The 26,205-nt window shown below is 49.3% G+C and carries 27 protein-coding genes; 17 read left to right on the forward strand and 10 right to left on the reverse strand.

Features of this window, described 5'->3' with window-relative positions:
- Positions 1–58: 58 nt before the first annotated feature.
- Positions 59–805 carry a pyridoxine 5'-phosphate synthase gene (locus tag O4H47_RS09685; RefSeq protein ID WP_269393779.1) on the forward strand — a complete coding sequence of 249 codons (747 nt, stop codon included), beginning with the start codon at positions 59–61 and terminating at the stop codon, positions 803–805.
- Here O4H47_RS09685 and O4H47_RS09690 read toward each other — a convergent pair.
- On the reverse strand, positions 797–1,321 hold the full coding sequence (locus tag O4H47_RS09690; protein WP_269393780.1) for a methylated-DNA--[protein]-cysteine S-methyltransferase: 525 nt from the start codon (positions 1,319–1,321) through the stop codon (positions 797–799). The genes O4H47_RS09685 and O4H47_RS09690 overlap by 9 nt on opposite strands.
- Positions 1,318–1,710: a VOC family protein gene (locus O4H47_RS09695; protein ID WP_269393781.1), complete on the reverse strand. Its 393-nt coding sequence runs from the start codon at positions 1,708–1,710 to the stop codon at positions 1,318–1,320. The genes O4H47_RS09690 and O4H47_RS09695 overlap by 4 nt, the downstream gene beginning before the upstream one ends.
- Positions 1,711–1,832: 122 nt before the next feature.
- On the opposite strand from O4H47_RS09695, the gene O4H47_RS09700 reads away from it, so the two are divergent.
- The 3 genes from O4H47_RS09700 (at position 1,833) to O4H47_RS09710 (ending at position 5,676) form a co-directional block, all read left to right on the forward strand.
- Positions 1,833–2,666, forward strand: coding sequence for a universal stress protein (locus O4H47_RS09700; protein WP_269393782.1), 834 nt, complete (start codon positions 1,833–1,835; stop codon positions 2,664–2,666).
- A 219-nt stretch (positions 2,667–2,885) separates the two neighbouring features.
- The gene (locus O4H47_RS09705) at positions 2,886–4,085 is read left to right on the forward strand and encodes a multidrug effflux MFS transporter (protein ID WP_419719624.1); all 1,200 of its coding nucleotides are present in this window, start codon (positions 2,886–2,888) and stop codon (positions 4,083–4,085) included.
- 103 nt (positions 4,086–4,188) lie between these two features.
- Positions 4,189–5,676 carry a carboxypeptidase M32 gene (locus O4H47_RS09710; protein WP_269393784.1) on the forward strand — a complete coding sequence of 496 codons (1,488 nt, stop codon included), beginning with the start codon at positions 4,189–4,191 and terminating at the stop codon, positions 5,674–5,676.
- 3 nt (positions 5,677–5,679) lie between these two features.
- On the opposite strand, the gene O4H47_RS09715 is transcribed toward O4H47_RS09710, so the two are convergent.
- Positions 5,680–6,600, reverse strand: a complete 921-nt coding sequence (locus O4H47_RS09715; RefSeq protein WP_269393785.1) for a DMT family transporter — start codon at positions 6,598–6,600, stop codon at positions 5,680–5,682.
- A 228-nt stretch (positions 6,601–6,828) separates the two neighbouring features.
- Between O4H47_RS09715 and O4H47_RS09720 the strand changes: the two genes are divergently transcribed.
- Together O4H47_RS09720 and O4H47_RS09725 are read left to right on the forward strand one after the other, a co-directional pair.
- On the forward strand, positions 6,829–8,802 hold the full coding sequence (locus O4H47_RS09720) for a putative bifunctional diguanylate cyclase/phosphodiesterase (RefSeq protein ID WP_269393786.1): 1,974 nt from the start codon (positions 6,829–6,831) through the stop codon (positions 8,800–8,802).
- Between the two features lie 233 nt (positions 8,803–9,035).
- A complete protein-coding gene (locus tag O4H47_RS09725; RefSeq protein WP_269393787.1) occupies positions 9,036–9,245 on the forward strand; it encodes a cold-shock protein in 210 nt (69 codons plus the stop codon).
- A gap of 60 nt (positions 9,246–9,305) precedes the next feature.
- On the opposite strand, the gene O4H47_RS18135 is transcribed toward O4H47_RS09725, so the two are convergent.
- Positions 9,306–11,498, reverse strand: coding sequence for a vWA domain-containing protein (locus O4H47_RS18135; protein ID WP_419719611.1), 2,193 nt, complete (start codon positions 11,496–11,498; stop codon positions 9,306–9,308).
- 272 nt (positions 11,499–11,770) lie between these two features.
- Here O4H47_RS18135 and O4H47_RS09735 point away from each other — a divergent pair, with 272 nt between their 5' ends.
- The 3 genes from O4H47_RS09735 (at position 11,771) to O4H47_RS09745 (ending at position 14,520) form a co-directional block, all read left to right on the forward strand.
- On the forward strand, positions 11,771–13,039 hold the full coding sequence (locus O4H47_RS09735; protein WP_269393788.1) for an O-acetylhomoserine aminocarboxypropyltransferase/cysteine synthase family protein: 1,269 nt from the start codon (positions 11,771–11,773) through the stop codon (positions 13,037–13,039).
- A gap of 225 nt (positions 13,040–13,264) precedes the next feature.
- Positions 13,265–13,729: a hypothetical protein gene (locus O4H47_RS09740; protein WP_269393789.1), complete on the forward strand. Its 465-nt coding sequence runs from the start codon at positions 13,265–13,267 to the stop codon at positions 13,727–13,729.
- A 506-nt stretch (positions 13,730–14,235) separates the two neighbouring features.
- Positions 14,236–14,520, forward strand: coding sequence for a putative quinol monooxygenase (locus O4H47_RS09745; protein ID WP_269393790.1), 285 nt, complete (start codon positions 14,236–14,238; stop codon positions 14,518–14,520).
- Positions 14,521–14,524: 4 nt separating this feature from the next.
- On the opposite strand, the gene O4H47_RS09750 is transcribed toward O4H47_RS09745, so the two are convergent.
- Positions 14,525–15,016: a flavodoxin family protein gene (locus O4H47_RS09750; RefSeq protein WP_269393791.1), complete on the reverse strand. Its 492-nt coding sequence runs from the start codon at positions 15,014–15,016 to the stop codon at positions 14,525–14,527.
- Positions 15,017–15,293: 277 nt separating this feature from the next.
- Here O4H47_RS09750 and O4H47_RS09755 point away from each other — a divergent pair, with 277 nt between their 5' ends.
- Together O4H47_RS09755 and ilvC are read left to right on the forward strand one after the other, a co-directional pair.
- Positions 15,294–15,920 carry a TetR/AcrR family transcriptional regulator gene (locus O4H47_RS09755; protein ID WP_269393792.1) on the forward strand — a complete coding sequence of 209 codons (627 nt, stop codon included), beginning with the start codon at positions 15,294–15,296 and terminating at the stop codon, positions 15,918–15,920.
- A 56-nt stretch (positions 15,921–15,976) separates the two neighbouring features.
- Positions 15,977–16,996, forward strand: a complete 1,020-nt coding sequence (gene ilvC / locus O4H47_RS09760) for a ketol-acid reductoisomerase (RefSeq protein WP_269393793.1) — start codon at positions 15,977–15,979, stop codon at positions 16,994–16,996.
- 92 nt (positions 16,997–17,088) lie between these two features.
- On the opposite strand, the gene O4H47_RS09765 is transcribed toward ilvC, so the two are convergent.
- A complete protein-coding gene (locus O4H47_RS09765; protein WP_269393794.1) occupies positions 17,089–17,403 on the reverse strand; it encodes an NIPSNAP family protein in 315 nt (104 codons plus the stop codon).
- Positions 17,404–17,516: 113 nt separating this feature from the next.
- On the opposite strand from O4H47_RS09765, the gene O4H47_RS09770 reads away from it, so the two are divergent.
- The 4 genes from O4H47_RS09770 to msrA all read left to right on the forward strand — a co-directional run bounded on the left by O4H47_RS09770 (position 17,517) and on the right by msrA (position 21,589).
- Positions 17,517–18,413, forward strand: coding sequence for a PhzF family phenazine biosynthesis protein (locus tag O4H47_RS09770; RefSeq protein WP_269393795.1), 897 nt, complete (start codon positions 17,517–17,519; stop codon positions 18,411–18,413).
- Between the two features lie 80 nt (positions 18,414–18,493).
- Positions 18,494–18,919 carry a hypothetical protein gene (locus O4H47_RS09775; RefSeq protein ID WP_269393796.1) on the forward strand — a complete coding sequence of 142 codons (426 nt, stop codon included), beginning with the start codon at positions 18,494–18,496 and terminating at the stop codon, positions 18,917–18,919.
- 375 nt (positions 18,920–19,294) lie between these two features.
- Positions 19,295–20,854, forward strand: a complete 1,560-nt coding sequence (locus tag O4H47_RS09780) for a 2-isopropylmalate synthase (RefSeq protein ID WP_269393797.1) — start codon at positions 19,295–19,297, stop codon at positions 20,852–20,854.
- A gap of 129 nt (positions 20,855–20,983) precedes the next feature.
- Entirely contained in the window at positions 20,984–21,589 is a 606-nt protein-coding gene (gene msrA, locus O4H47_RS09785; protein ID WP_269393798.1) for a peptide-methionine (S)-S-oxide reductase MsrA, read from the forward strand.
- A gap of 29 nt (positions 21,590–21,618) precedes the next feature.
- Here msrA and O4H47_RS09790 read toward each other — a convergent pair whose 3' ends face one another.
- From O4H47_RS09790 to O4H47_RS09805, 4 genes are all read right to left on the reverse strand, one after another.
- On the reverse strand, positions 21,619–22,605 hold the full coding sequence (locus O4H47_RS09790) for an aldo/keto reductase (RefSeq protein ID WP_269393799.1): 987 nt from the start codon (positions 22,603–22,605) through the stop codon (positions 21,619–21,621).
- Complete coding sequence (locus O4H47_RS09795) at positions 22,602–22,979, reverse strand: MerR family transcriptional regulator (RefSeq protein WP_269393800.1); 378 nt, start codon at positions 22,977–22,979, stop codon at positions 22,602–22,604. Before O4H47_RS09795 ends, O4H47_RS09790 begins: the two co-directional genes overlap by 4 nt.
- Before the next feature lie 77 nt (positions 22,980–23,056).
- Entirely contained in the window at positions 23,057–23,881 is an 825-nt protein-coding gene (locus O4H47_RS09800; RefSeq protein WP_269393801.1) for a mechanosensitive ion channel family protein, read from the reverse strand.
- 93 nt (positions 23,882–23,974) lie between these two features.
- Positions 23,975–24,409 carry a GAF domain-containing protein gene (locus O4H47_RS09805; protein WP_269393802.1) on the reverse strand — a complete coding sequence of 145 codons (435 nt, stop codon included), beginning with the start codon at positions 24,407–24,409 and terminating at the stop codon, positions 23,975–23,977.
- Positions 24,410–24,590: 181 nt separating this feature from the next.
- Here O4H47_RS09805 and O4H47_RS09810 point away from each other — a divergent pair, with 181 nt between their 5' ends.
- Both O4H47_RS09810 and O4H47_RS09815 read left to right on the forward strand, forming a co-directional pair.
- A complete protein-coding gene (locus O4H47_RS09810; RefSeq protein ID WP_269393803.1) occupies positions 24,591–25,229 on the forward strand; it encodes a cupin domain-containing protein in 639 nt (212 codons plus the stop codon).
- Between the two features lie 142 nt (positions 25,230–25,371).
- A complete protein-coding gene (locus tag O4H47_RS09815) occupies positions 25,372–26,151 on the forward strand; it encodes a GntR family transcriptional regulator (RefSeq protein ID WP_269393804.1) in 780 nt (259 codons plus the stop codon).
- The last annotated feature ends 54 nt before the right edge of the window (positions 26,152–26,205 follow it).

Raw genomic sequence — 26,205 nt, forward strand, 5'->3', positions numbered from 1 at the left:
TGAGGCAAATTCGCATAACCCTTTGAATAATCATTCCTTGTAAGTGTGGGGAGATCAGATGACCGCACTCTCTGTAAATTTGAATAAAGTGGCGCTGTTGCGCAATCAACGCGACCTACCTTGGCCCAGCGTTGTGGGCATGGCGCGGGTGGTCCTAGACGCGGGCGCTGATGGTATCACCGTGCATCCGCGGCCAGACGAACGTCATATTCGACGCTCAGATGTTTATGATTTGGCGGCGCTGGTGCGCGACGAATATCCAGATAAAGAGTTCAACATTGAAGGCTATCCCGATAATGGTCTGATTGATCTGGTTTTAGAGAATAAGCCACATCAAGTAACCTTTGTGCCCGACGATCCAAACCAAGCCACTTCGGACCATGGTTGGGATGTTAAAGGCTCGCACAATATCTTGGCTGATCCTATTCGCCAGATGAAGCAGGCGGGTATCCGCGTGTCTTTGTTCATTGATGAAGACCCCAACATTCCACCTGATGCAGCAGAAATTGGTGCCGATCGCGTTGAAATTTACACCGGGCCATTTGGTGGTACTTTTGGTACGCCGGAAGGTGACCATCACTTGCAGCGCATGCAAGTGACGTCACAAGCAGCAAGTGCTGCCGGTTTGGTGATCAATGCAGGGCATGACCTAACGCTTGAGAATTTGCCGGCATTTTTGGCACAGGTGCCAAATGTGGCCGAAGTGTCCATTGGTCACGGCATAACAGCTGATGCTTTGTTGATGGGCTTTGCAGAAGCGGTGCGCCAATATCAAAAGGCTCTGGGCAAAGAATTATCAGAATAGGTTGAACTGGACGTTTTTTGCTTTTTCGAGCTGAAGCAAAAACTGTTTCTTTTCGACGCCTCCCGTAAAGCCGCCAATATTGTTTTTGGCGGCGATCACCCGGTGACACGGAACAATTATGGGCAGTGGGTTTTGCCCGTTTGCATTGCCCACAGCTTGCGCCCCTTCAGGTTGCCCAATGCGTCCTGCTAATTCGCCATAGGTGATCACATCGCCAAATGGGATTTGGGTGAGGGCGGTCCAAACGGATTTGTTGAAGGCGCTGCCCTCAAGTTGAATGTTCAAATCAAAAACTGTTCGTTCGCCCGCAAAATACTCATTGAGTTGCATGATCGCACTGGCAAAACGCGGTTGATCATGCTGCCAACTGGGGTGCGAGGCAGGTGGTTTCCCGTTGAGGGGAAAATCCAAATAGAGCAAATGGCTGTTGGTGCCCGCAACCATTATCGTGCCCAAAGGGCTGTCCATTTGAGCATAGAGCAAATCGGGCCGTCTATTTTTTGCTGTAGCGCTCACTTTTCCTCGACATCTTTTTCAACACCAGCGGGTTCCCATAGTTCAATAACGTTGCCCTCAGGATCGGCCAACAAAGCAAACCGGCCATTTGGCTCAGGCTTTTCACCAACGTTCACTTCAATGCCAGCGTTGCGTAATTGTTTGACCATCGCGTCCATATTCGCCACGCGAAAATTGAACATGAAGTCTTGGTTGGTGATGTTCTTGAAGTCCTTCATTGAACTATCAAACGGCATGAAAACAGTTGCGCCGCCTTTTGGGCGCCAACCTAAAATACCATATTCTTCAGGCAATTGGTCGATGCCGAGGTGGTCCTCGTACCATTGAGCGAGCATCTTTGGGTCTTTGGCCCGAAAAAATGCGCCGCCAATTCCTGTTACTTTTTCCATTGCCGCACTCCTTATTTTAACTCTAATTAACATGTTGATTGAGATCAACGCGCGGATCTAGCGAAGAATGCATGATCACCTCGGACGGGCACTTTGGGTTTATCTTTTGGTGGAGAGACAAAATGATTAAAGACATCTTGGTTTATTTAGACGGGAGCAAGGAAGACGAGGTTCGGCTTTCCTACGCTGTGCCGATCGCTGAGCAGCATGAAGCGGTTTTAACCGGTCTTTTGTGCGTGGAGATCCCAGATGTAATCAGTGCCGGGGATGGCGTGTTTTCGGTGGGCAAGGTTGCCGCAGAGTTGCAAGCACAAGCCGACGAATATGGTGACAAAGCTGAATCCGCGTTAAAGGAAGCATTTTCCAAACTTGATGTGCGTTGCGAGTTGCGCCGCATAGACACGGTGGGGGCGCAGATGGGCGCTGCGATCGCTGACGAGGCCCGCGTGGCCGATGTTTTTGTGGCGACACGTCCTTACGGACATTTTTCGGAACAACCTGAATTGATGGAAAAAATCCTGTTTAGTTCTGGGCGCGCTTGCCTGTTCGTACCTCCGGCCATTCCGGCAAAAGAGCCACTATCTGACATTGTGGTCGGCTGGCGCAATTCGCGCGAAACAGCGCGTGCCGTTGCTGATGCCATTCCATTTTTGCAAAAAGCCAAAAAGGTCACATTGGCCATGGTGCATGAAGCTGATTCAAATGAAGAACTGCGGATTGAGTCAGGCGCTGATATGGCCCGCCACTTGGACAGGCACGGCGTGAATGTTGAACTGCGCAATATTTCAGGCTGGGACAATGCTGGTGAAGCGCTGTTGAATGAGATTGAACGCACTGACGCCAATATGTTTGTAATTGGTGGCTACGGCCATTCGCGGTTCCGCGAATGGGTGCTTGGCGGGGTAACTCGCGATGTTTTGACCAAAGCCGAAGTGCCGGTTTTGATCGCTCACTAGGTATTTCTTCCTGACGGAAAACTTTAGGGCCAGCTTCTGCTGGCCTTTTTTTGTGTTTGCAAAACGGATGAAATCAGATACGGGTAGAAGTACATTAGGACCAATAAAAAACCATTGCGGGCTCAATCTACTCGCCGTCCTATTGAAGTGGTGCAAAGCACCTACCAACAGTTTTGATTTCTCTAGCGCCGTTTAGGTGCGCCGATTGGTGACGCAATGATAAATTCGAGAATGCTCAAGAACGCCCTGATTTTGGGCCTAATAACAGCAATTGGCCCTTTTGCTATTGATATGTATTTGCCTGCTTTGCCTGCAATTGGGCAAGATTTGGGTGCAGATACCGCTGCAGTTCAAGCCAGTTTGATGTCGTTTTTCATCGCCTTGGGCGTTGGGCAGCTGATTTATGGGCCGATCTCAGATGTTTTTGGCCGCAAGAAACCCCTTTATTTCGGCATGATATTGTTTGCAGTGTGTGGCGTTGGCTGTGCGCTGGCGACTGATATTAATTGGCTTATTGGTCTGCGGTTTTTCCAAGGGGTTGGCGCTTGCGCCGGTGGCGTAATTGCACGGGCCGTTGTGCGTGATTTGCACACCGGTGCCGAAGCTGCACAACTTATGTCTTTGCTCATGCTGGTTTTTTCCATTTCGCCCATTCTCGCGCCGTTGGTCGGGTCCGGCATCGTTGCCTTTGGTGATTGGCGCACGATTTTTTGGGTGGTGACGATCGCTGGCGTACTTGGTTTCCTCATGGTGCTGTTTTTTATGGAAGAAAGCCACCCAGAAGCGGCCCGCACGTCAGGCAATGTGAAGGCGATCATGGCAAGCTATTGGGATGTGCTTAAAGATAAGCACTTCCTAGCAATGACATTTGTGGGCGCATTCGGCATGTCCAGCTTCATGGTGTTTTTGGCCAACTCATCTTTTGTGTTTATCGACCACTACGGCCTTAACCCCACCCAATATAGTTTTGCGTTTTCCATTAATGCCGTGTCGTTTTTTGCTGTTTCACAGCTCAATGGCATATTGTCGAAGCGTTATGGTTTGCTGCCGCTGATCCGTTTTGGTGTGTTTGGTTTTGCCAGCACAATGATTTTGATGTTTGTGGTGATGGCTATCGGGTTTAACGCTTGGCCCGTTATGTCCACGTTCTTGTTTGTTGGATACGGCTTTTTGGGACTTGTTGTGCCAGTGACAGCGGTTTTGGCTTTGGAAAATCACGGCAGAAATGCAGGAACGGCGTCTGCCATGATGGGGACATTGCAAATGACAACCGCTGCGATTGCCATGGCTGTTTCGGGTGCATTGTTTGATGGCACGGCTTTGCCGATGGTTGGCTCTATTGCCGCTTGTGCCTTGATCGGGCTGACCATCACAATGGTCAGTTTGCGCCAGCAACGAGAGACCGCGGCGGCAGAATAGGCGAAAATCCGAGTTTTTGGGAAATGGCATTTGACAGTTGAAATCCAAACAGCTCTATTCAAATTTCACACCGTTTTAGTCTCATCAAAAAATGTTGGATAATATGTCGGCATATCGTCAGCTCGTTGATCGTTTTAACCAGATTTCAGCCATTCGTGGCGCTTCGGCCATGTTGGGCTGGGATGCTGAAACCATGATGCCAGATGGCGCGGCTGGGGTTCGCGGTGAACAATTGGCAGCGCTTGCGGGCGTTGCACACGAAAAAATAACTGATGCTGGTCTAAGTGATTTGCTCGAGGCTGCAAAAGCTGAACCGCTTGAAGGCTGGGAAGCGGCGAATTTGCGCGAAATGGACCGCAGCTACCGCCATGCCAACGCGTTGCCTAACGATTTGGTGGCCGCACTCACTAAAGCTACATCTCACTGTACTCACGTTTGGCAGGCCGCAAGGCCGAAGAACGATTTTGAATCCTTTGCCAAAGCCTTCGAGCCTGTTCTTAAACTTGTGCGCGAAGCCTCTGTCGCTAAATCCGAAGCATTGGGGTTGGACCCTTATGATGCGATGTTGGATGAATATGATCCAGGCATGAGCGCTGCGCAGGTGGACCAATATTTTGGAGAGTTGCAGGCATTTCTGCCCGACTTTTTAAACGAAGCGTTGGATCATCAAGCTACTCATCGCCAGTTTAAGCCTTTGGAAGGCAAAACCTCAACTGAGGCGCAAGAGAAGTTGGGTCGCACTTTTATGACGGCCTTGGGGTTCGATTTTAATCACGGTCGGATTGATGTTTCGGCGCACCCATTTTGCGGTGGGGTGCCCGGCGATGTGCGCCTGACCACACGCTACAATGATGATGCGTTCAGCCAAAGCCTTTATGGGGTTTTGCATGAAACAGGCCATGCGATGTATGAGCTTGGTTTGCCAGAACAATGGCGCGGCCAGCCCGTTGGGCAAGCACGAGGCATGTCGATGCACGAAAGCCAATCCCTGTTCCTTGATATGCAGCTTTGCCGCACAGACGAGTTTTTAAGGTACGCGCTGCCAGTTGTACGCGATACTTTTGGTGTTGGCGGTGATACTTGGGAAGCTGAAAACTTCAAGCGCTCTTTGCTCAAGGTTGAGCGGGGTTTGATCCGTGTGGATGCAGATGAGGTGACTTATCCGCTCCACGTGATGTTGCGATATCGTCTTGAAAAAGCGCTTCTGTCTGGTGATTTGCAGATCAATGATATGGAAGCGGCTTGGAACGACGAGATGAAAAAGTCGATTGGGGTGGTGCCGGATGGCGTTGGCAACGGTTGCATGCAAGATATCCATTGGCCCAGCGGCGCAATTGGATATTTCCCAACCTATACCATTGGCGCGATGATTGCAGCGCAGCTGTTTGACACGCTTAAAGCCCAAGTGCCAACATGGGCGGATGATGTGCAAAAAGGCGACTTTGGGTCTGTCTTTAAGTGGTTGCGCGAAAATGTGCACCACAAGGCTTCACTGCATTCAACGCCTGAATTGATTACTCAAGCCACCGGCAAGCCGTTGGATGTTGGTATTTTTAAAGCACACCTGCGCGAACGTTATTTGGGCGCATAATATCTAATCTGGGCTCTGGTCGGCATATTGTTCGCGATAGAACACATAAAGGCCAGAGCCCAGAATGATCGCGATCCCGAGCCATGTGAGAGCATCAGGGAAATCTCCGAAAACCAAATACCCAAGAATGGTTGCCGCGACGATTTCGATATATTGAAATGGCGCCAATAGGCTTGCAGGCGCGCGCTTGAAGGCTTCTGCGATGAGCACATAAGCGAGCACGCCTATTGTTGCTGATAGGGCAAGCCATCCCCAATGGGGTTGCTGGGGCCAGCTGAAACTTAAATCTTCAATGCCTGACATTGTGCCTGCCAAGATCGCAATGGCAAGAAAACACGACCCAAAGAGCGTTGCCCATCCTTGCACGGCAATGCCGTCCATTTTGCCCTGAAGTTGCTTGGTGATGGTGAAATAACCCGCCATACAAATAGCGGTGATGACGGGCATAAGCGCGTAAACACCAAAGGTTGCATAGTTGGGGCGAATGATGATTAAGGCCCCAAGTAGGCCCACACAACAAGCGGTGATGCGTCGCCACCCGACTTTTTCGCCTAAGAAAAGGATCGAAAAAAACACCAATATTAGGGGTTCTACAAAAAAGATGGCGATGAAGGTCGCCAGGGGCAAGACGCTTAAACCCAGCATTAAGGTCAGCATGACCACACAAATGATGCCCCCCAGCAAAACGAGTGTGCGCCAATGAAGTCGGGGGAAATCTAGCTGGCGTCGAACACCGAGCAGGGCCATAAACAATGCCGCCTGAATGATAAAGCGAAACAGGGCAATGGTGCCGGGCGACAGAAATGCAGTGAGGTATTTCCCGATCGAATCCATAACCGGCAGCAACAAAGCCATTGAGATCATCAAGATCATGCCAAGTCGCGGATTGGCATGCTTTTGTGCAAAGGCTTTGTGATCAGGCATAGGATTTGCGGTCTTTCGTTGGAAAGTGGACGACCGCGCCCGAAACAGATTTGGCAATCAGGGGTCTGTCCAAATGAACAATTCAAACGATACACATCGTAAAGATTGTCGGCAATGGGTTGTTGCCACAATCATTGAACGCCGAGCCGTAATGAAGGCATTTAACGCAATGTTTATTTGCTGTGCGCACTATGCTGCTGAAATCGTTTTCAAGCAGTGGGGAAGAAGATGCTGACTCATCTTCGTGCATTTGCCGATCTATATAGCGTGCCGATAAACGATCGGGCGTTGGCGCAGGCGCAGGTCAAAGAAATGGCACGCCGTATGCCGTTGGTTTACTTGATCACCTGTATCAGCGCTGCGGGTCTATCCTTCACTCACTATGACGTCGCCCCTGTTTGGCTAACACTCGCGTTGCCGCTCATATTGGTGCTGGCGTGTATTGCCCGGTTGCGCTATTGGCTGATGGACAAAGGGCGCATTTATACCCACCGGGCAGCTATTGCACGGCTTCGAGCATCCGTTCGCTTGGGCAGTGTTTTGGGGTTCGCATTCGTTATTTGGTGTTTGAGTTTGTATCGATATGGCGATGCGGTTTTGCACACCTATATTGCTTTCTTTATTGTTGTAACAGTTGTGGGAGTTGTGTGTTGCTTGCTCTATTTGCGTGCAGCAGCGCTGGCGGTGGCCACATCGGTGTTGGTTCCGTTTTTTGGTCACTACCTTTTAACTCAAGAAGCAGTTCACTTTGCTATGGCGGTGAATACAATCGTGGTCGTTAGCGCCGTTGTATATGTCATGTTGACTTACTATAACGATTTCTCGCAGCTGATCTCTAGCAACGTCAAAACGGCAAAACTGAGCGACGAAAATCTTAAGCTTGCCAACCATGACAGTTTGACCGGGTTGCCGAACCGCAGGGTGTTCTTTGATGTCTTGAAGCGATGGGTTGAAGGTGAGCAAAATCATACGCCTGTTACTGTTGGTCTGCTAGATATTGACGGGTTTAAACCGATCAATGATGTTTACGGGCATATTGTTGGTGATCAATTGTTGATGGAAATCGGGCGACGACTTTGTGATTTCACAAGTGACCGATTGACAGTTGCTCGCCTTGGCGGCGATGAGTTTGGTTTTTTGGCAACCCCTGCGCTTAGTGATGAAGATGCACATGCGCTCGGGGAGAAAATTGGTAATGCGATTGCAGATCCAATTCAGCTGGCGGCAAGCTGTGTGCGGGTTACGGCTTCCATTGGAATCATCAGTGGTGGCGGTGACTCTGCTGAAGCAAATCAGCTATTTGAGAAGGCAGATCATGCTCTCTACTTTGCTAAGCAGAACCAACGCGGTCGGATTGTTATGTTTTCTGAAGAACATGAAAATGCCATTCGGCAACGCAGCTTTGTAGAGACTGAACTGAAAAATGCAGACTTGGACAAAGAGCTTACTTTGGCATTTCAACCAATTTATGATCAAGAGACTGGCCGTATATCCGCAGTAGAGGCTTTGGCCAGGTGGTCAAGAGATGGTGTGCAATTTACGCCTGATGTGTTTATCTGCCAGGCCGAGCGTTGCGGCATTATGGGCAAACTGACGTCAGTATTACTCCGAAAAGCGCTTCGAGCTGCCCGCGCATGGCCAAGTGATGTCGGTTTGTCCTTCAACTTGAGCGCTGCGGATATCGGTTCGCACCAAACAATGGCTCACATTACGGACCTAGTTTTGCGGTCACGATTCCCAGCAGAACGCATTACATTTGAGATAACAGAAACCTCCATTGTACAGGACTTTGGGCGCGCTGAAGCGGCGCTTTCGAAGTTGAAAGAGCTCGGCAGTAATATCGCCATGGACGACTTTGGAACTGGTTTTTCAAGCTTGAGCTATTTACAGCGACTCCCTTTTGATCGCGTGAAACTTGACCGAAGCTTTGTCTCAGAAATTGAGAACGACGACAAAACTCGTCGCATCGTGCGCTCGATTGTTCGGCTGGCACATGAGCTGGACATATCTGTTGTTGCTGAGGGAATTGAGACTGAGGGGCAGCGTCGGCTATTGTTGGATATGGACTGCCAGCTGCTGCAAGGTTTTCTGTTGTCACGTCCAATAACCGGTGCGGATTTGTTGAAGCACTTTCGAGGGTCTACATTGGATGCTGCTCTTGCGCTGGATGCGCCGAAAAGTGCAACGACTATAAATACTTGATATGGCGGCGCGACAATTAATGTTGGCGCCCCACACTTAAAGCTTGCGTTTTCTTGTCAATGAGTTATAGAGCTTCTTACGTTTTCAGCCGTCTTTGGCTAACTTGATGCCCGGCTTGCCGGTTAGAATGGTTTTCCCCTTATAATGGCGAACGTTACCCCTTTGTGCATGTTGCATGAGGGACAATTAGTTTGGCGTGTGTTGCGTCAAACATCACTACAATAGGTATTACCATGGCTAACGGTACAGTTAAGTTCTTCAATTCAACTAAAGGCTTCGGCTTTATTTCACCTGACGATGGCGGCAAAGATGCATTCGTGCACATTTCAGCTGTAGAGCGTTCAGGTCTTTCAGGTCTCGCAGACGGTCAAAAAGTTTCTTACGATCTTGAAGCTGGTCGCGACGGTCGTGAATCTGCTACAAATCTTGAGCTTTTGGACTAAGTCCAACTCGCTTTTGAGTTTGAAAGGCCACCCATTTGGGTGGCCTTTTTTGTTTGTGGTTTATTCAACGCTCAACGGCGTTGTTGCCAATGTTTTACCAGTGTCTTTGACCTTGTACCGCACTTCATAGCTGCCGGGAGCATAAATGAACAATGGGCTGCCTTGAACAGTGCCCGCACTTGTAATCGGGGCGGCATTGTCTGGCGAACCAGTTGCGACGATTTCAATTGTATCGCCTTTTGCGGCAGGACCAGTCCAGCTCACCTCAATCGCGTCGCCCGCCTTGGCATTGCTCGGGGCGGAAACGCTGGCGCTGGCCGGTTTTAGTGTGATAGGCAGCGCGGCGAGCGTACGATCTGAAGATCCGATCACATACCGAATCTCAAATGCTCCGAGAGCCTTTGGCAGGTCTATTTCGGCTGGTGAGCCGTTCCTAGTGTAGGCGTAATCATTATAACTGCCTTCGTCGCTGCCGATTTCAACCACTGTGATGTAGTCACTTGGTGTATTTGGTCCCGTCCAATCGATGCGCAATTTGCCACCCGGAATGGGCGTGCCATCAAAGCTCAGGGTTGCTGTGACCTCTGTTAGAGTGATGGGGCGACTGACCAATGTGCGTTTGCTTGAAGCAATCACATATCGCAGTTCGTACACTCCAACTGCGTCTGGCGCGGCGATTTTGGCCGGTGAGCCGTGTTGGGTATAGGCATAGCTTTTGTAGCTGCCTTCAGCGGCACCTTTTTCTACGATGGTTATATAGTCGCCTTTGTTGCTTGGGCCGGTCCAATGCACTTCAAATTCGGAACCCGCTGGCACGCTTTCGGGTGATTCCAACGTGCCGGAAATGGCGGTGACTTCCACTATTGTTGAAGCGAGAGTGCGCTTGCTTTTGCCGATGACATACCGCACCTCATATTCGCCCAATCCATCCGGGGCTTGAATGACAGCAGGATTGGCATTTTTGGTGTAAGCATAGTCTTTGTAGGTGCCTTGCTCTGCACCTACTTCAACAATGGTGATGTAATCGGACCCATAGGCGGGGCCTGTAAAGGCGACTTCGAATTCGCTTCCTGCCCCAACTTGTGAGGGCGCGGAAACAGAGCCAGTTATGGCCACAACTTCTATGTCGGCCCGGCCCAAAGTCTTGCGGGTTTCACCATGCACGTAGCGCACCTCGTAAGCCCCCAAACCATCGGGTGCATCGATTTGGGCAGGATTGCCGTTTTTGGTGTAGGCGTAATCGTTGTATGTGCCTTCATCGCTACCTTTTTCAACAATGGTGACATAGTCACTTTGGTGATCCGGTCCTTCCCAATTCACTTCAAATTCAGCACCGGCGCTAACCTGTTCAGGGGCGGTTACTGTAGCCTCAAGTCTATGCACTTCAAGTGTGATTTCAAAGCTTTGTTTTGCGACGTCCGCCAATATGTCAATTGCGCCACCGCCGGAAGCTGCGGTGCCAGAAACGCTAACATTGTAAGTGCCCGCATCTAGACGTCCGTGGGCGTCGCCAAACCCATAGTCGGTCAGAACTTCGTTGCCGTCTTTGTCCAGAATGCTCCAATTCAGCGTAATGTCTGTAACTTTTGTGTTGTTTTGATCAACAGGGATCAAAGTGATCGCTGGAACAATGGCGACCACAGTTTCCTTCAATGCTTCAGCAAGGGCATCGCCATTATCTGCTGAAATATATTGACCGCCAGTGTTTTCAGCCAGGCAGGCAACTTGGGCGCCTTCTTCTTTTGAAAGACCAAAGCCAACCACATGCGCGGTGAAATTTGCGCCTTGGGATTCAAGCAATTTGCCTAGTTCGCACACGTTTGCTTTGCAGGTTTCTAGACCATCGGTAATCAAGACCACAGTAGCGGTGTCTTCGGTGTATCTTAGTTCTTCTGCTGCGCGTTTTACCGCGTCGGTGAGGGGGGTCTTGCCCAAAAACTTCATCTTGTCCGCTTTGTCAGCGATTAGTGAAGCCGTGCCAGTGGCAGGCGGAACCATCAACTCTATGTCGGTGCAATCGCCTTTTTTACGATGCCCATAGGCCATTAGCCCCAGCTCTGTCGTTTCGGGTACGGTTTTCAAAACGTCGCGCAACGTGTCGCGGGCGATTTGCAGCTTGGGCACGCCATCAATTTGGCCCCACATAGAACCAGATCCATCCAGAACAATCATGGTGCGCTCTTGCGCGCTCGCTGCGCCGAATGAACTTGCAAGTGCAATGCAAGCGCCAAGAAACATAGTCTTAAAATGCATGGTCTTCCTCCCAAGAATCCGTGCAAATGACTTTTCTTATTGTGCGCTATGTTCAGCGATTTAGTTTTCTTTTTGGAAAAATCATTTTCACAAATAGTATTATTGAGCACCACTATTGGCCATTAAATGACATTTATCAAGATGATTAATTGGCGCAGTTGGGCCCAAATAGAATAGCATTTCAGTGTTCCGATTGTGCGGCAATCTGACTAGCTTAGTCTGTGCAAAAATTGCTAGTGTGAAGGTCGAAAACCACTAGCAAGGACTGACCGATGAAACTTGAATCACTCGCCCTTCACCATGGCTATACATCTGAAGCCACCACGAAGGCTGCGGCCGTGCCGATTTATCAAACAACATCTTATACTTTTGATGACACGCAGCATGGCGCTGATCTGTTTGACCTTAAAGTTGCGGGCAATATTTATACCCGCATTATGAACCCAACCACCGCTGTCTTGGAGCAACGGGTTGCGGAAATGGAAGGTGGCATTGCGGGCCTTGCCCTTGCATCAGGCATGTCAGCAATCACCTATGCCATTCAAACCATTGCAGAAGCTGGCGACAACATCATTTCTGTGGCGCAGCTTTATGGCGGAACATACAACCTGTTTGAACATACATTGCCGCGCCAGGGCATTGATGTGCGCATGGTTGATGCCAGCTTTGAAGGTATTGAAAAACTGTTTGACGCAAACACCAAAGCCGTGTTCTGCGAAAGTATTGGTAACCCGGCAGGCAATGTTGTTGATATTGAAAAACTGGCTGAAATCGCTCATGCCCATGGGGTTCCGGTGATTGTTGACAACACTGTTGCCACACCATTTTTGTGCCGTCCGTTTGAACATGGTGCAGACATTGTTGTGCATTCCCTCACCAAATATATCGGCGGACACGGCACTTCAATTGGCGGTATTATTGTTGATAGTGGCAAGTTTGATTGGGTCGCGAACAAAGAACGTTTCCCCTTGTTGAACGAGCCTGATCCATCATATCACGGCGTTGTTTACACCGAAGCATTGGGCGAAGCGGCCTTTATTGGCCGGGCACGGGTTGTGCCCTTGCGCAACACCGGCGCTGCGATTTCCCCGATGAATGCTTTCTTGATTTTGCAGGGTCTTGAGACACTTGGCCTTCGCATGGAGCGCCACTGCGAAAACGCTCAAAAAGTCGCTGAATATCTCGTCGCGCACGACAAGATCGCATGGGTCAATTATGCGGGTCTAAAATCGTCTCCGTATCATGATCTTGCGGCCAAAATCTCCGGCGGCAAAGCCTCAGGCATTTTGAGTTTTGGCATCAAGGGTGACCGCGAAAACGGCGGTAAGTTCATCGACGGTTTGAACATGATCTTGCGTTTGGTGAATATTGGCGATGCAAAATCTCTGGCGTGTCACCCAGCCTCCACAACCCACCGTCAGCTTAGCGCAGACGAGTTGAAAGCGGCGGGGGTGTCGGAAGATCTTGTGCGGATTTCCGTTGGCATTGAACATGTTGACGATATTATTGCCGATATTGAGCAGGCATTGGCTGCTGTTTAGAATTTAGCTGACTATGGGCCGTGCGGCGACGTGCGGCCCGTGTTTTTTGATGATATTTTGGGATGTTTTTGGGTTTTTCAATTAGTCTGTGTGTGCCGAAGTGCTGAACTGGCATGTCCCATTCTTGGAACAATAGGTGAAGGCTGGGGCAATGAATTAAGTAAACTGTCACCGCAATTTCGTAATTCTAGCTGTTGAAAACTCATTTAGTAGGTCTGCACTGATATGTTCGAATGGTCACAATTCGAGAGAAACATTTTTGAATCTTTAGCAACTCCAGGAACAGGGATAAACAAGGATGTCGTGCAGGAAAACGGTCTTACATCTGCGCGTTTTTCCGACCAGGAGTCTCATTGGTGGACTGGTTCAAAATGGTTGGCGTACTTTGCTTCCCTGCCTTACCAGCGGCTAGTTCATGTTTCTTATTTTCCCGCGGGTGCTCGATATTTGGCTGATGGAAGGGAAGGAACTGAAAATGTATTGGTGACTACAAATGACGAACAAAGTCTTCAATATCTAGTAGATCACCATTTTAGACAGACGTGGGGCGGGTTTGAGTTGCTTGCGACAGTCAACTTGACAACAATTGCATACCTAGATGCCGCACTTGAGGAAGTTGAGATCGCCTCAGACCTGGCTTCAATTCAACAGCTAGTTACTGACAACAATAGCATCTATTTATCTCAATAGGGTGATGTCTGCATCCAGTTGAATGGCAGACTAGATGCGCAATTTTGTCGTAACAAGGGAGATTGTTTCGGTGACCATCAGGATCTTTGCGCTCGTAGGCTTGATACCGTGTATTGTATTTTTGAACATGTTAAATTTGGGCGTCAAACCTTATCAGCACTACCCAATGGAAAATCGGCTTTTCTTCTGGCCTGCTAGCATGCTTTACATTGGCGGCAGAGATGACGTCTGGCTAATTCATCACTTTTTTGCCGTAGCAGTAAACTCGTTGATCTATGCGGGAATTGGGACTTTGTTTTGGTATGGGACGAAACGACATTTCTTTTTGGCCGCACCATTTATTGTTGTTGTGGCATGAGCATATCTTGTATTCATGATTTAAGCTACGAAACACCATTCCTTGCACGTAACCATCGACACAAAAACATTGGCGAAATCTACAACACCTAATAGTGTGTCTTCGCACCGCATTGCCCAAACCATCATACACACGAGATCAAACCCACATGTCACAAATGGTATATCTAAACGGCCACATTGATGTGCCGAAGGACCGAATAGCTAAAGTTGAAGCGGCGTTGCCGTTGCATATTGAGCTTTCGCGTGGCGAGCCGGGGTGTGTTTCGTTTGAGGTGGTGCCATCCACGCAAATTGAGGGGCGGTTTAAGGTGGCGGAGCTGTTTGTTGATCAGGCAGCCTTTGAGGCACATCAGAAACGAACCAAAGCGTCGGCATGGTTTAAGGTGACTGAGGGGATTCCCCGCGAATATGAAATACGGGTCGGTGAGTAACTGATTACGCGTGTTTGGTCGTTTCAAGTTGGTTTGTGAATTCGCCACAAAAGCGGTCCAACTCATTCTCAAACTCGGCAGAACCCAACATACTACCATGCGTTTTAAAAACCGCTGCTGGCTTGTGGTCGAACAGTGCGGCAAGCTGCTTGGCGGCGCTGTCTAGATCTTCAGGACCCATGCCACAAACAAAGATTCCACAATCTACTCTGCCTTTTGCATATTGTTCTGCGGCAGCGCGAATTGGGGCTGACGGACGGCCAAGCCAAATTGGTCCGCCAATGATGATCCGATCATATTCATTTAGGTCATTGATTGGCGCAAGTTTTGGTGTGCGCCCGATAATATTGTCAAAACCCGCCCAAAGGTCCCCCGCGGATCCTAAGTATTGATCACAAAGTATTTCTTGAAGGTCGGCAGATAGACGTTCAGCCATTCGTCGGGCCACTTGTTGAGAGTTGCCCGTTTTTGAAAAATAGATAATCAGTGTCCGCATCGTTTTTCCCCCGAGATTTGGTGAATGATAGACGGGGCGCAGGGGATATGCCCTGATGCAAGTCAAGGTTTGCCGGGAAATTGGGCGGGTGCTCTTTCTTTGGCGGAGTTCATAAAGAGACGGTTTTTGGATTTTCGACAACTGATTTGAAAAGTGCTGTGCGTCACAGTCTTACGCTTTTGACGGGATCAAAACCAAATATCAATTTTCTGCTTGCAATTTACCGAACCGTACGGTACGGTTCTGTTAGTGTTTACTTTACCATTGGAGATTTGCTTTGGCTCAAGCCGTGCGTTTAGGCGATGAAGAATTGACGGCGCGTCAGCAGGATGTGCTTGATATTGCGCTTTCACTTTTGGTGGAGGTTGGCGACAAGCTGACCATGACCGGTGTGGCGCGGCGTGCGCGTTGTTCAAAAGAGTCTCTTTATAAATGGTTTGGTGATCGCGATGGATTGCTAACAGCGATTGTGCAATGGCAGGCAGCAAAGGTTCGCTCTGTCCCTGTTGGCCCACAACGTATGTCGCGTGAGGCTTTGCAGTCACATTTAGAACAATTTGCGTTTGATTGGCTCAAAGTGATTTCTGGCGACATTTCAGTTGCTTTGAATCGTTTGGCCATTACCCATGCCGGGCCATTGAGCAATTTGGGTACTACGGTTTTGATGAATGGCCGTTTTGCGGTTGGCCAGCGGCTAAAACCGTTGCTGAAAGCAGGGCGTGGGGCAGGTTTGTTGCACTTTAGCGACGAAGAAGAAGCATTTCGCACATTTTTTGGTTTGGTGATCAAAGATGTGCAAATCCGACTACTGCTTGGCGAAGATCTAGTGTTAAGCGAGACCGATGTGGTGCGCGATGCCAAGCGCGCGGTTGAACAATTTGTGACGCTTTACGGCGTTCGATGAAACAAGGTGAGAACAATCTCGCCCGAATAATAAGATAATTTAAGAGGGATAACACAATGCGTGTTTATTACGATCAAGACGCTGATCTAAATCTGATCAAAGCGAAAAAAGTAGCCATTATTGGTTATGGTAGCCAAGGCCGCGCGCACGCGTTGAACCTTAAAGATTCTGGTGCGACCAATTTGGTTGTTGCTTTGCGTGAAGGCTCTGCAACGGCGAAAAAAGTTGAAGCTGATGGTCTTAAAGTCATGAGCGTTGCAGAAGCAGCTGCATGGGCCGACGTGATGATGATGGCAACGCCTGACGAGTTGCAAGCGGACATCTATAAAGATGAAATCGCACCAAACATTCGTGACGGCGCAGCGATTGCTTTTGCACACGGTTTGAACGTTCACTACGGTTTGATTGAACCAAAAGACAGCATCGATGTTTTGATGGTTGCACCAAAAGGCCCAGGCCACACCGTGCGCGGCGAATATCAAAAAGGCGGCGGTGTACCTTGCCTTATCGCCATTCACCACGATGCAACTGGCAACGCAAAAGACATTGGTCTTGCTTATGCTTCAGGCGTTGGCGGCGGTCGTTCTGGCATCATTGAAACAACTTTCAAAGAAGAGTGCGAAACTGATTTGTTCGGTGAGCAGGCTGTTCTTTGTGGTGGCGTTGTTGAATTGATCCGCGCTGGTTTTGAAACATTGGTTGAAGCTGGTTATGCACCAGAAATGGCCTATTTCGAGTGCTTGCACGAAGTAAAACTTATTGTTGACTTGATCTATCAGGGCGGCATTGCCAACATGAACTACTCGATCTCAAACACAGCAGAGTGGGGCGAGTATGTAACTGGTCCGCGCATTATCACTTCAGAAACTAAAGCTGAAATGAAGCGTGTTCTTGACGACATCCAATCTGGTAAGTTCACTTCTGAGTGGATTCAAGAATACCGTGCGGGTGGTGCTAAGTTTAAAGCGACACGTCGCAACAACGACGCGCATCAAATCGAAGAAGTTGGCGCAAAACTTCGCGATATGATGCCATGGATTAAAGCTGGTGCATTGGTTGATAAAGACCGCAACTAGATCTGCACCAAGCTTTCAAAAGAATAAACCCTAGCTCTCCCAGAGCTAACTTGGGGGTGGTTTTTAACCACCCCTTTTTTTGTGCCAACATGCTACATGTTTGGCACCATAAATGGCTTCAAAAACTGCCGGTCATAGCGGCGGATGCATTTGGTGTCTTTTGCATATTGGAAAGCGGCGACACATTCTGGGTCATTTGCAATATCAGTGCGGTACCGCTCATAATCGGCAAGTGTCTCAAAAGAAAAAAGCGCCAGCGCTAGATCATTTGCACTTTCGTGGGGCATGAAATAGCCATTGTGATAGCCGCCGTGCTTTTGCACAAGGGGAACCCAGAGTTTGGCGTAGTGTTCAAACTCGTCAAGTTTATCTGGCTCAATCTCATATTGGACATAGCAGGTGATCATTTTTCTCTCCGATGTTTTTGCACGAGAGAATTTGTTCATGCGCATTACAGATGGTCGAATCAATGCTATTGATGTGTTCAATTTATTGCTGACGCGGGCGGTGGGAGAGCACAATGCAGTTGCCATATTCGATTATTGACGTTTTCACCAAAAAACGCCTTCAGGGCAACCCACTTGCGGTGGTGTTTGATGCGGATAATGTTCCAACAAATCAAATGCAAGAGATCGCAAAAGAATTCAATTTGAGTGAAACTGTATTTGTGTGTTCGCCCAAGAACGAACGCCATGTCGCAAATCTGCGCATTTTTACACCATCTGAAGAATTGCCATTTGCAGGACACCCGACGGTTGGCACAGCGGTCTTGCTTGGTTTGAAACAACGGATCACAGCCGTTCGATTGGAAGAAAAAATCGGCACAATTGTTGCGATCACAGAACGATTGAACAAAGTCAGTGGCCATGCACGGTTTGGCCTTCCTGAATTGCCCAAACAGGTTGGCGATGCACCTGATATAGACAAAATTGCTGGCTCTTTGGGTTTGCAACCGGAGCAAATTGGTTGGGGGAGCATGCAACCCACCATTTATAGCGCCGGGGTGCCTTTTGTGTTGGTGCCAGTTAGCGACCAAGACGCGTTAGCCGCGATCAAATTAGAGCGGCGGGGCTGGACTGATGTTTATGGTGGTGTCAGCGACAAAGTCTATGTTTTTACACCCGTTGATCATATGCGCAACGTGCAGTTCGCGGCCCGGGCGTTCATTGGGCTGGGCAATCTGAAAGAAGATCCTGCCACCGGTTCCGCTGCAGCCGCGCTTTGCGGGTTGTTGGCACAACAATATTATGAGGGTGAGGGGCTAGTAGACTTCACCATCGCCCAAGGGATGGAAATGGGTCGTCCGAGCTATATTGAAGCGCAGATTAAGCTTGAAAATGGTCAGTTGACCCATGCTGGAATTGGCGGCAACGCCATTTTGGTGGGCGAGGGTACTTTGTTCCTAGGTAGTGAGTAGCAGCAGTTTGCTATAACAGCCGCTCCTTGCATTGATTTTGTGCTGGGCCTAGGTTTTTCAATCATGTTAGGGGGGATAGCATGGACATTCTATTGAAGATTTTGCTGATGGTGCACTTGTTTTCAATGTGTATTGGTATTGGCATTGGAATAGCGACCGCGGTTGCGTCCGCACAATTGGGCGATGTCAAAAGCGACGCCGGTAGAGCCGTTCTGGGCATCACTAAGAGATTTGGTGGTTTGGGCCGTGCGGCGATAATACTCTTGTGGATCACCGGCATTTCAATGCTTTTAGTGGCTTATCCAAACCCAATGGATTTGGGACTTACGTTTTTCGCCAAAATAACGGCGGTTATCGTGTTGACCGTTTCAATATTTGTGGCGGGACGGCTTGGTCCGCTTGTTGCTGCAGGGGATGCAGACGCAAGAGCCAAGGCCAAAAGACTTGGCATGCTCAACGGTGGGATGGCCACATTGGCGCTCATTTTGGCGGTGCTGACGTTCTAAGGGTAAAGCACAATCTGCGTTTGGTTTTGGCCAATGTGGACGGAAATGATGAATTAGGCCGTTTGCAGGGCCAAAAAAATTTGCTATGCGTTGAATCGCATTGATTTTTTGATGAGTGCTTTGGAGCAATGGTTGCATGATCCGCGACGCGTTTGAAATTGAAGATCAAAAGACTGCCCGCCAATTGGCTGCGGCAAGTGATCTTGCGCGCGACAACCAAACTCTCCTTCTCGACCTCCTCCTTATTTGCCCCTGAGTACCGACAGTTCTCAGCGTGAGAGCGGGTGTTTAGGGGAGACAAAACAAAAGCCGAAAGAAATTGAATTTTTCCGGCCCGATTGTTTTATCAAGGGTCGACCATATTAGGACTACATCATGAGCAGCACTTCACAATCCAACACTGACCGTGTTTTCATTTTCGATACCACATTGCGCGATGGCGAACAGGCCCCCGGCGCAACAATGACGTTTGAAGAAAAACTGCAAGTGGCTGAGTTGCTTGACAATATGGGCGTCGATATTATCGAAGCTGGGTTTCCAATCGCTTCAAATGGCGATTTTGAAGCTGTTTCGGAAATCGCACGCCGTTCGAAGAACTCGGTGATTGCGGGGTTGGCGCGCGCCATTCCTGCTGATATCGATCGGGCAGGGGCCGCTGTGCGGTTGGCGCCGCGTGGGCGCATCCATACTTTTGTTTCGACATCTCCAATTCACCTGAAATATCAGATGAATAAAAACCAAGATGAGGTCTTGGAACTTGTTACACAATCTGTGACGCAAGCGCGCAATTTGATCGACGATGTTGAATGGTCGGCCATGGATGCAACCCGGACGCCGATTGATTATTTGGCCAAATGTGTTGAAGCCGCTATCAATGCGGGCGCAACGACAATCAATATCCCAGATACCGTTGGGTTCTCCGTCCCTGAAGAATATTTCGCGATGTTCAAAACATTGATTGAGACTGTGCCCAACGCGGACAAGGCCATATTTTCTACCCATTGCCATAATGATTTGGGCATGGCTGTTGCCAACTCAATTGCTGGTGTTCAAGCCGGCGCGCGCCAAGTGGAGTGCACCATTAATGGTTTGGGTGAACGCGCCGGCAACGCCGCGCTTGAAGAAATTGTGATGGCGCTTAAAACCCGTGGCGATGCCTTGCCTTTCCATACAGAGATTGACGCGACCCACTTGGCCCGCGCGTCAAAAATTGTTTCTGCTGCGTGCAATACCCCCGTGCAATTCAATAAAGCCATCGTGGGCAAAAATGCTTTCGCGCATGAAAGTGGCATCCACCAAGACGGTATGCTGAAAAACGCAGAGACATATGAGATTATGACCCCAGCAAGCGTAGGGATTAAAGAAACCTCCTTGGTGATGGGCAAACACTCTGGCCGCGCGGCTTTCAAAGATAAATTGAAAGACTTGGGTTATGAGTTGGGTGACAATGCATTCCAAGAAACCTTTGTTCGTTTCAAAGAATTGGCTGACCGCAAAAAGAATGTTTACGACGAAGATTTGATTGCTTTGGTCGACGATGAAATGGGCTCAATCGAAGATAAAATCAAACTCGTGGCCATGAGTGTTTCTTCAGCCATTGGCGGGGATCACACATGTGAGCTAACTGTTTCTGTTGAAGGCGACGCGAAGTCGGTCAAGGTTTCAGGCACTGGGTCTGTGGACGCTATTTTCAATGCGATCAAAGAAGCCGTTGGGGCCAACCCGCACCTTGTCCATTATGGTGTTGATGCGGTAACCGGGGGCACAGATGCACAAGCGAATGCCCATGTCCGGCTTGAAATGAACGGCAAAATTGCTTCTGGCCGCACCGCAGAGCCAGACACTTTGGTGGCATCCGCCCGGGCCTATTTGAATGCCTATAACCGCTTGTTGATGGAGCGGGGTGCATCAGCGCAGGGCGTAATGGCTGGCTAGTGCTGTTTGATTTAAACTCGAACTTAGGGCGCGTCCAAATTGGCCGCGCCCTTTTTGATTCAAACCAATGTGAATTGTTTGTGTTCGGCTAAGGTGGTTGCATGGGCTGAGCAACGAAAAGGCGGTAACATGCGAATTCTGTTTAACATTGGTGTAATTACAGCGATTTTATTGACTGGAACCATGGCGCAGGCGGCAGAGAAAGCGATTTTCGCTGGTGGTTGTTTTTGGTGCGTTGAGAGTGATTTTGAACAGGTGACCGGCGTAATTGAAGCACGCTCGGGCTACACCGGTGGCACGGTAGAAAATCCTACCTACAAACAGGTTACCGCAGGAAACACAGGGCACTTTGAAGCCGTTGAGATCGAATATGATGAGACCGTGATTGCCTATAGTCAATTGGTGGACATCTTTTTTCGCTCGGTCGATCCGACAGATGCAGACGGGCAGTTCTGTGATCGGGGGGACAGCTATCGCACCGCCATTTTTGCGCTGGATGATAGACAGTTAAAAGTGGCAGCCGATGCCAAACGGCAAGCTGCTATTGAGCTTAAGAGTCATGTGGCAACAGTTGTGCAACCTGCGATGACCTTTTATCCGGCGGAAGGATATCATCAAGACTATTACAAGAAGAATAAGCTGAAATATAGTTTTTATCGCTTCACATGCGGCCGCAACAAACGAGTGGAGCAGATCTGGGGAAAACGGGCCTATCAGGGCATCAAAGACCATTGATTGGGCGGCACCTCGCCGCCCAGTTTAGGCTAAATCATTTCACCGCTAACGAGTTGGTCAATTTCTTGCACTGTGTCCACATCCAGCGGACCGAACTCTAACGCGCCCGCGTTCTCTTCAGCTTGTGCTACGGTTCTAAAACCGGGGATGGGGAGCGCTTTGTCGCTGTGCGCCCAAATCCAGGCTAGTGCGCCTTGGGCAACGGTTCTTCCGCCTGTGGTCAAGATTTCGCGAATGCCGTCAAGGCGTTGTTGGGCGTCTTCTGTAGAGCGAACATGGCCCATTTTGTTGAGCCAGGGTGCGCCGCCGGAGCGCACATCGTCTTCGCCAAAACTATGGTTGATCTTATAGGTGCCGCCCAACATGCCCATCGCCAAGGGTGCGCGGTTGATGGACAGCATGTTGTGCTTTTCCACAATGGCCAGCGTCTCGTTTGCCGGGGTGAAAAGGTTGAGGTCATGTTGAATGGATCGGTAGTTGGGTGCGCCAAGCCATTGGCTCGAGTTGTCGGGGTGGTCGCTTGACCAACCGTAGCCCTTAATCAAACCTTCTTGCACAAGCTCTTCTAAGGCTGCTTGGGTTTCTTTTGCATCGTCGCCATCAAGGTCATCAATATGCAGTTGATAGAGGTCGATTACATCGCGTTTTAAGCGCCGAAGGGAAGATTGCACGGCCTTGCGGATATAAGCGCGGTCTGCGCCTTTGCCTGTGATTTGTTTGTTGTCTTCATTGAATTGATTGCCAAACTTTGTCGCAACAAAAACGTCGTCGCGACCCTTTAAGGCCTCACCAACGATTTTTTCGGAGTGGCCCGCGCCATAAACGTCTGCGGTGTCGAAAAAGCGAATGCCCGCATCAAGCGCGGCGGCAATTGCGGCTTTTGATTCATTATCGTCCACAACGCCCCACCCCACAGGGATCGCGTCTGCCCAAAATGGGCCCCCAATGGCCCAACAACCAAAACCAAGACGCGGAATGGTTTGCCCGGTCCACAGTGCGATGTCTGGCTTACTCATTGGGCTGCCTCTTTGTTTTGTTTTTCGAGCACGGAATTGTAATAGGCGATTTTTTCGTCGAGATGGGTTTCATAGGCATCAAGCTCTGCACGTTTTTGCGCTAACCGTTTGCGGTGATTTTCAAGCAAATCAATGCGATCAGGCACGGTGTGTTCACCCTCGTGCACCAGATGGGTGAAGGTCTCTGTTTCGGCGAGGGGCATGCCGGTGCCGCGCAAACAGGCGAGCAAGCCGAGCCAACCCACATCGTTTTCGGCGTAATAGCGATGGCCCTTTTCGTCCCGCTTGGTTGAAAGGATTAGGCCCCGCTTTTCATAAAACCGGATGGTATCGGGAGATAGTCCGCTCTTTTTTCCTGCTTCACCAATATTCATTTGGTCACCCTTTCATATCTGACTATCTCAGATAAATAGGGGGTTGGAGCTGCTCTAGGTCAATAGTGGTGTGCAAATTATTTTGGTGACAGCTCTGGCGCCAGAATGCGCATGTGTGGGAACGGTATTTCCACACCAGCTTTATCGAGCGCTTTTTTGCCTGCTTCATTGATTGCCATGCGGGCTTCCCAATGGTCCGCGGTGCGGGTCCATGCGCGCAGCTGAAGATCAACAGAACTTGCGCCCAAGTTCATGACATATACAACGGGTTCAGGCGTTGTGAGAACGCGCTCATCAGATGTTGCCACTTCTAACAAAACCTTACGCGCCAAGTCGATATCGGCGCTATAATCAATGCCGACATCAAATGAAATACGACGGGTCATTTCTTTGTTGTAGTTGATGATTGTTGCATCCCAAATTTTCGCATTTGGCGTGAACACATAAAGCCCGTCGACCGTACGTAGTTGGGTTGCAAAAAGTCCAACTTGCTTAACAGTGCCATTGACCGCACTTGATTCAATATAGTCTCCAACGCTGAAGGGGCGCAGCCAGATGATCATCACACCAGCAGCGATGTTGGATAGGGTGCCTTGCAGCGCCAAGGCGATGGCCAAGCCAGCGGCACCGATGACCGCGATAATAGAGGCTGTTTGCACACCTAGTCCGCTCAAGGCGATCACCAGAGCGGTGATAATGACACCGTAGCGCACCAGTTGGCCAAACATGGGGGCCACAGTTTCGTCAAATGCTTTGGTATTTGGCAAGAGCTGTACGACAAGTTGGGCAAGCCACTTCGCAATGAACCAACCAACAATCAGAACAACAAAGGCGGTGAGTATGTTCATGCCATAACCATTAAGCCAATCGACGGTCGAAGTTGCGATTTGCGATATTTCCATGGCTGTCTGGTCCTTTGCAGTGGCTGTGTTGGCTTTTTTTCTAAGATGGTCATGCTGATCGTCAAGTCAAGCAATGCATGCCCTGTTTGGCATTTACAAAAATTTTGCGAGCGCCAATGCCTCTTTGAACCGTTGGTCGGTGAAATAGCCTGTCTCGTGCAATATGTTGATGACTGCCACCGTTTTCCCTGACTTGACGACAGGGACATTTACAATTGAGCCGCAGCCAAGACTTTTAATAATGTCCAGATCAGGAAATTGATCGCCCATTTGATCAGGCGAATTGGCCAGAAATGGTTTTTGTGATTCCACAACATCTTTGAACCACTGTGTTTTGAGAATGGGTTTGGTGCCGCTGGTTGGGTATGTGGTAGGATTTGATGAATATGAACGACGGGCCAATTGAGCAGGTAGGTCTAATTCCATAATCGTGAGTAGTTTGAACCCAGGTGCAACTGTAGCGGCCGCATTTAGCCTTTCAAATATTGCATTGTGATCCCTGGTATCGAATTGTTTTGAAATGTCCAAAATCGGCCCCAATTTCTCATTTTTTTGGTTTTTTTGTCGCGTTTGCTTGCAGTTTGGTTTAAGCGAACCCATCTGCGCTTCTTGGTTTGCAACAATGAGTTTAAAGCGCATTTAGGGAGTTGAAGGGGTTGGTGTAAACACTATTCTACACCAAAGAGGAACGACGGGCAGGAAATTCGATATGATAAATGCTGATTTGGATCAACGGTCGGAGTTTTTTGCCGCCGAAGTTGAGGAAAAGCCGGTGCATCACTCTGGAACACCGCTGGTTGGTGGTTTGATCCGTGAACGCCGCCGGGGCATGAACATGACGCTTAAAGAACTGGGCGAGTTGGCCAATCTATCTGTTGGTTTCTTATCTCAAGTTGAGCGTGATCAAGCGACCCCCTCGCTGGGTGCATTGTCGATGATTTCCAAGGGCCTTGATGTGGAAATGGAGTTTTTTGTTTCTTCACCTGCCGTGCATCGCGGACGGACACGCCAAGGCGAGCGTGAAAGCTTTTCTGTTGATGATTCTTCGCTCCGCTATGAACGACTTGGTGCGGATTTCGCAGGGAAAGCTTTGTCGTCTTTCATTATAACGGTACCTGCTGGTTATAAATCTGAGCGGGTAAGCCATGAGGGCGAAGAGATCATTTACATTCTTGAAGGTGAAGTCGTTACCTACGTTGAGAATGAAAAGGTGATTTTGAGCGCAGGGGACAGCTTGCACTTCCGGTCAACCCGGACACACAGCTGGGAAAATGTGAGCGATGCCATTTGCAGAATCCTTTGGACAGGTACCGTGCCCATTTTCAGAAATGGTGCGTCGGCAAAGTAGTCTCTGACCCTAAATAGAACTACTGGTATTGCTTGTTGCATGTTTGGTTGCATATTGGTATTTGATAGGTATGGTGCGCCCGAACATGAACGATTCTTCAATGATGTGGCGTTCCAAAAAGTAAGACTGAGGGGTGCCGCGCATGACAACTGTTGGCGAAGCTACACAACCAGATTTAATTACCTATCTTCGCGCCGCATTAGAGCGACCCGGTGTTCGCTATGAGTTGCTCGCTGAAGCGTTACGTCAATCCATTCAAAATGGTATTTTGACCGCTGGCGAGTTTTTGTTGGCCGAACGAGAGTTATCCGAAAAACTGGGGCTTAGCCGTGTCACCATTCGGCGCGCCTTTAAACCGTTGCTTGACGATGGGCAGTTGGTGCAAAAGCGGGGGTTGGGCACTTACGTGCCACGCAATCGCCCACAATCCCTTGAGAAGTCGCTGAAGTTTTTGAATGGTTTTTCTGAAGATATTCGCAACAGGGGCATGGAGCCGAGTTCGCAATTGGTCTTTAAGGGACTAGTTGCACCAATTCCTGAGGTGTGCGAGGCCTTGGGCGTTGCGCCACATATGCGCGTTTCCTGTTTCCGACGGATCCGCTATGCGGACGGTAGCATAATGGCCTACGAATTGGCCTATTTTCCATTAGAGGCGATCGATGCGGAAAATGTTGAGGAGGGTGACAGCTTGTATGCCCATCTTGATGCGCGTGGATTTAGACCTGTTAAAGCGCGCCAATCGATCAAAGCAACCAACTGCGATAAAGAATTGAGTGGTTATTTGGGCGTCGAAAAAGGTTCCGCCATTTTGGATATGGAGCGGACCTCGTTTGACCGCACGGGCAAAGCGGTGGAGTTTACACACTCATATTACCGTGGCGATCGTTACATTTATTCAACCGACGTTGGAGACGATATCTAGTTTTAATGGACGACCGGGAAGGCAAAGTATCGGCCTGGCGTTTTACGTTCACAA

The organism is Maritalea porphyrae, from assembly GCF_027213965.1.
Taxonomy (GTDB): domain Bacteria; phylum Pseudomonadota; class Alphaproteobacteria; order Rhizobiales; family Devosiaceae; genus Maritalea; species Maritalea porphyrae_A.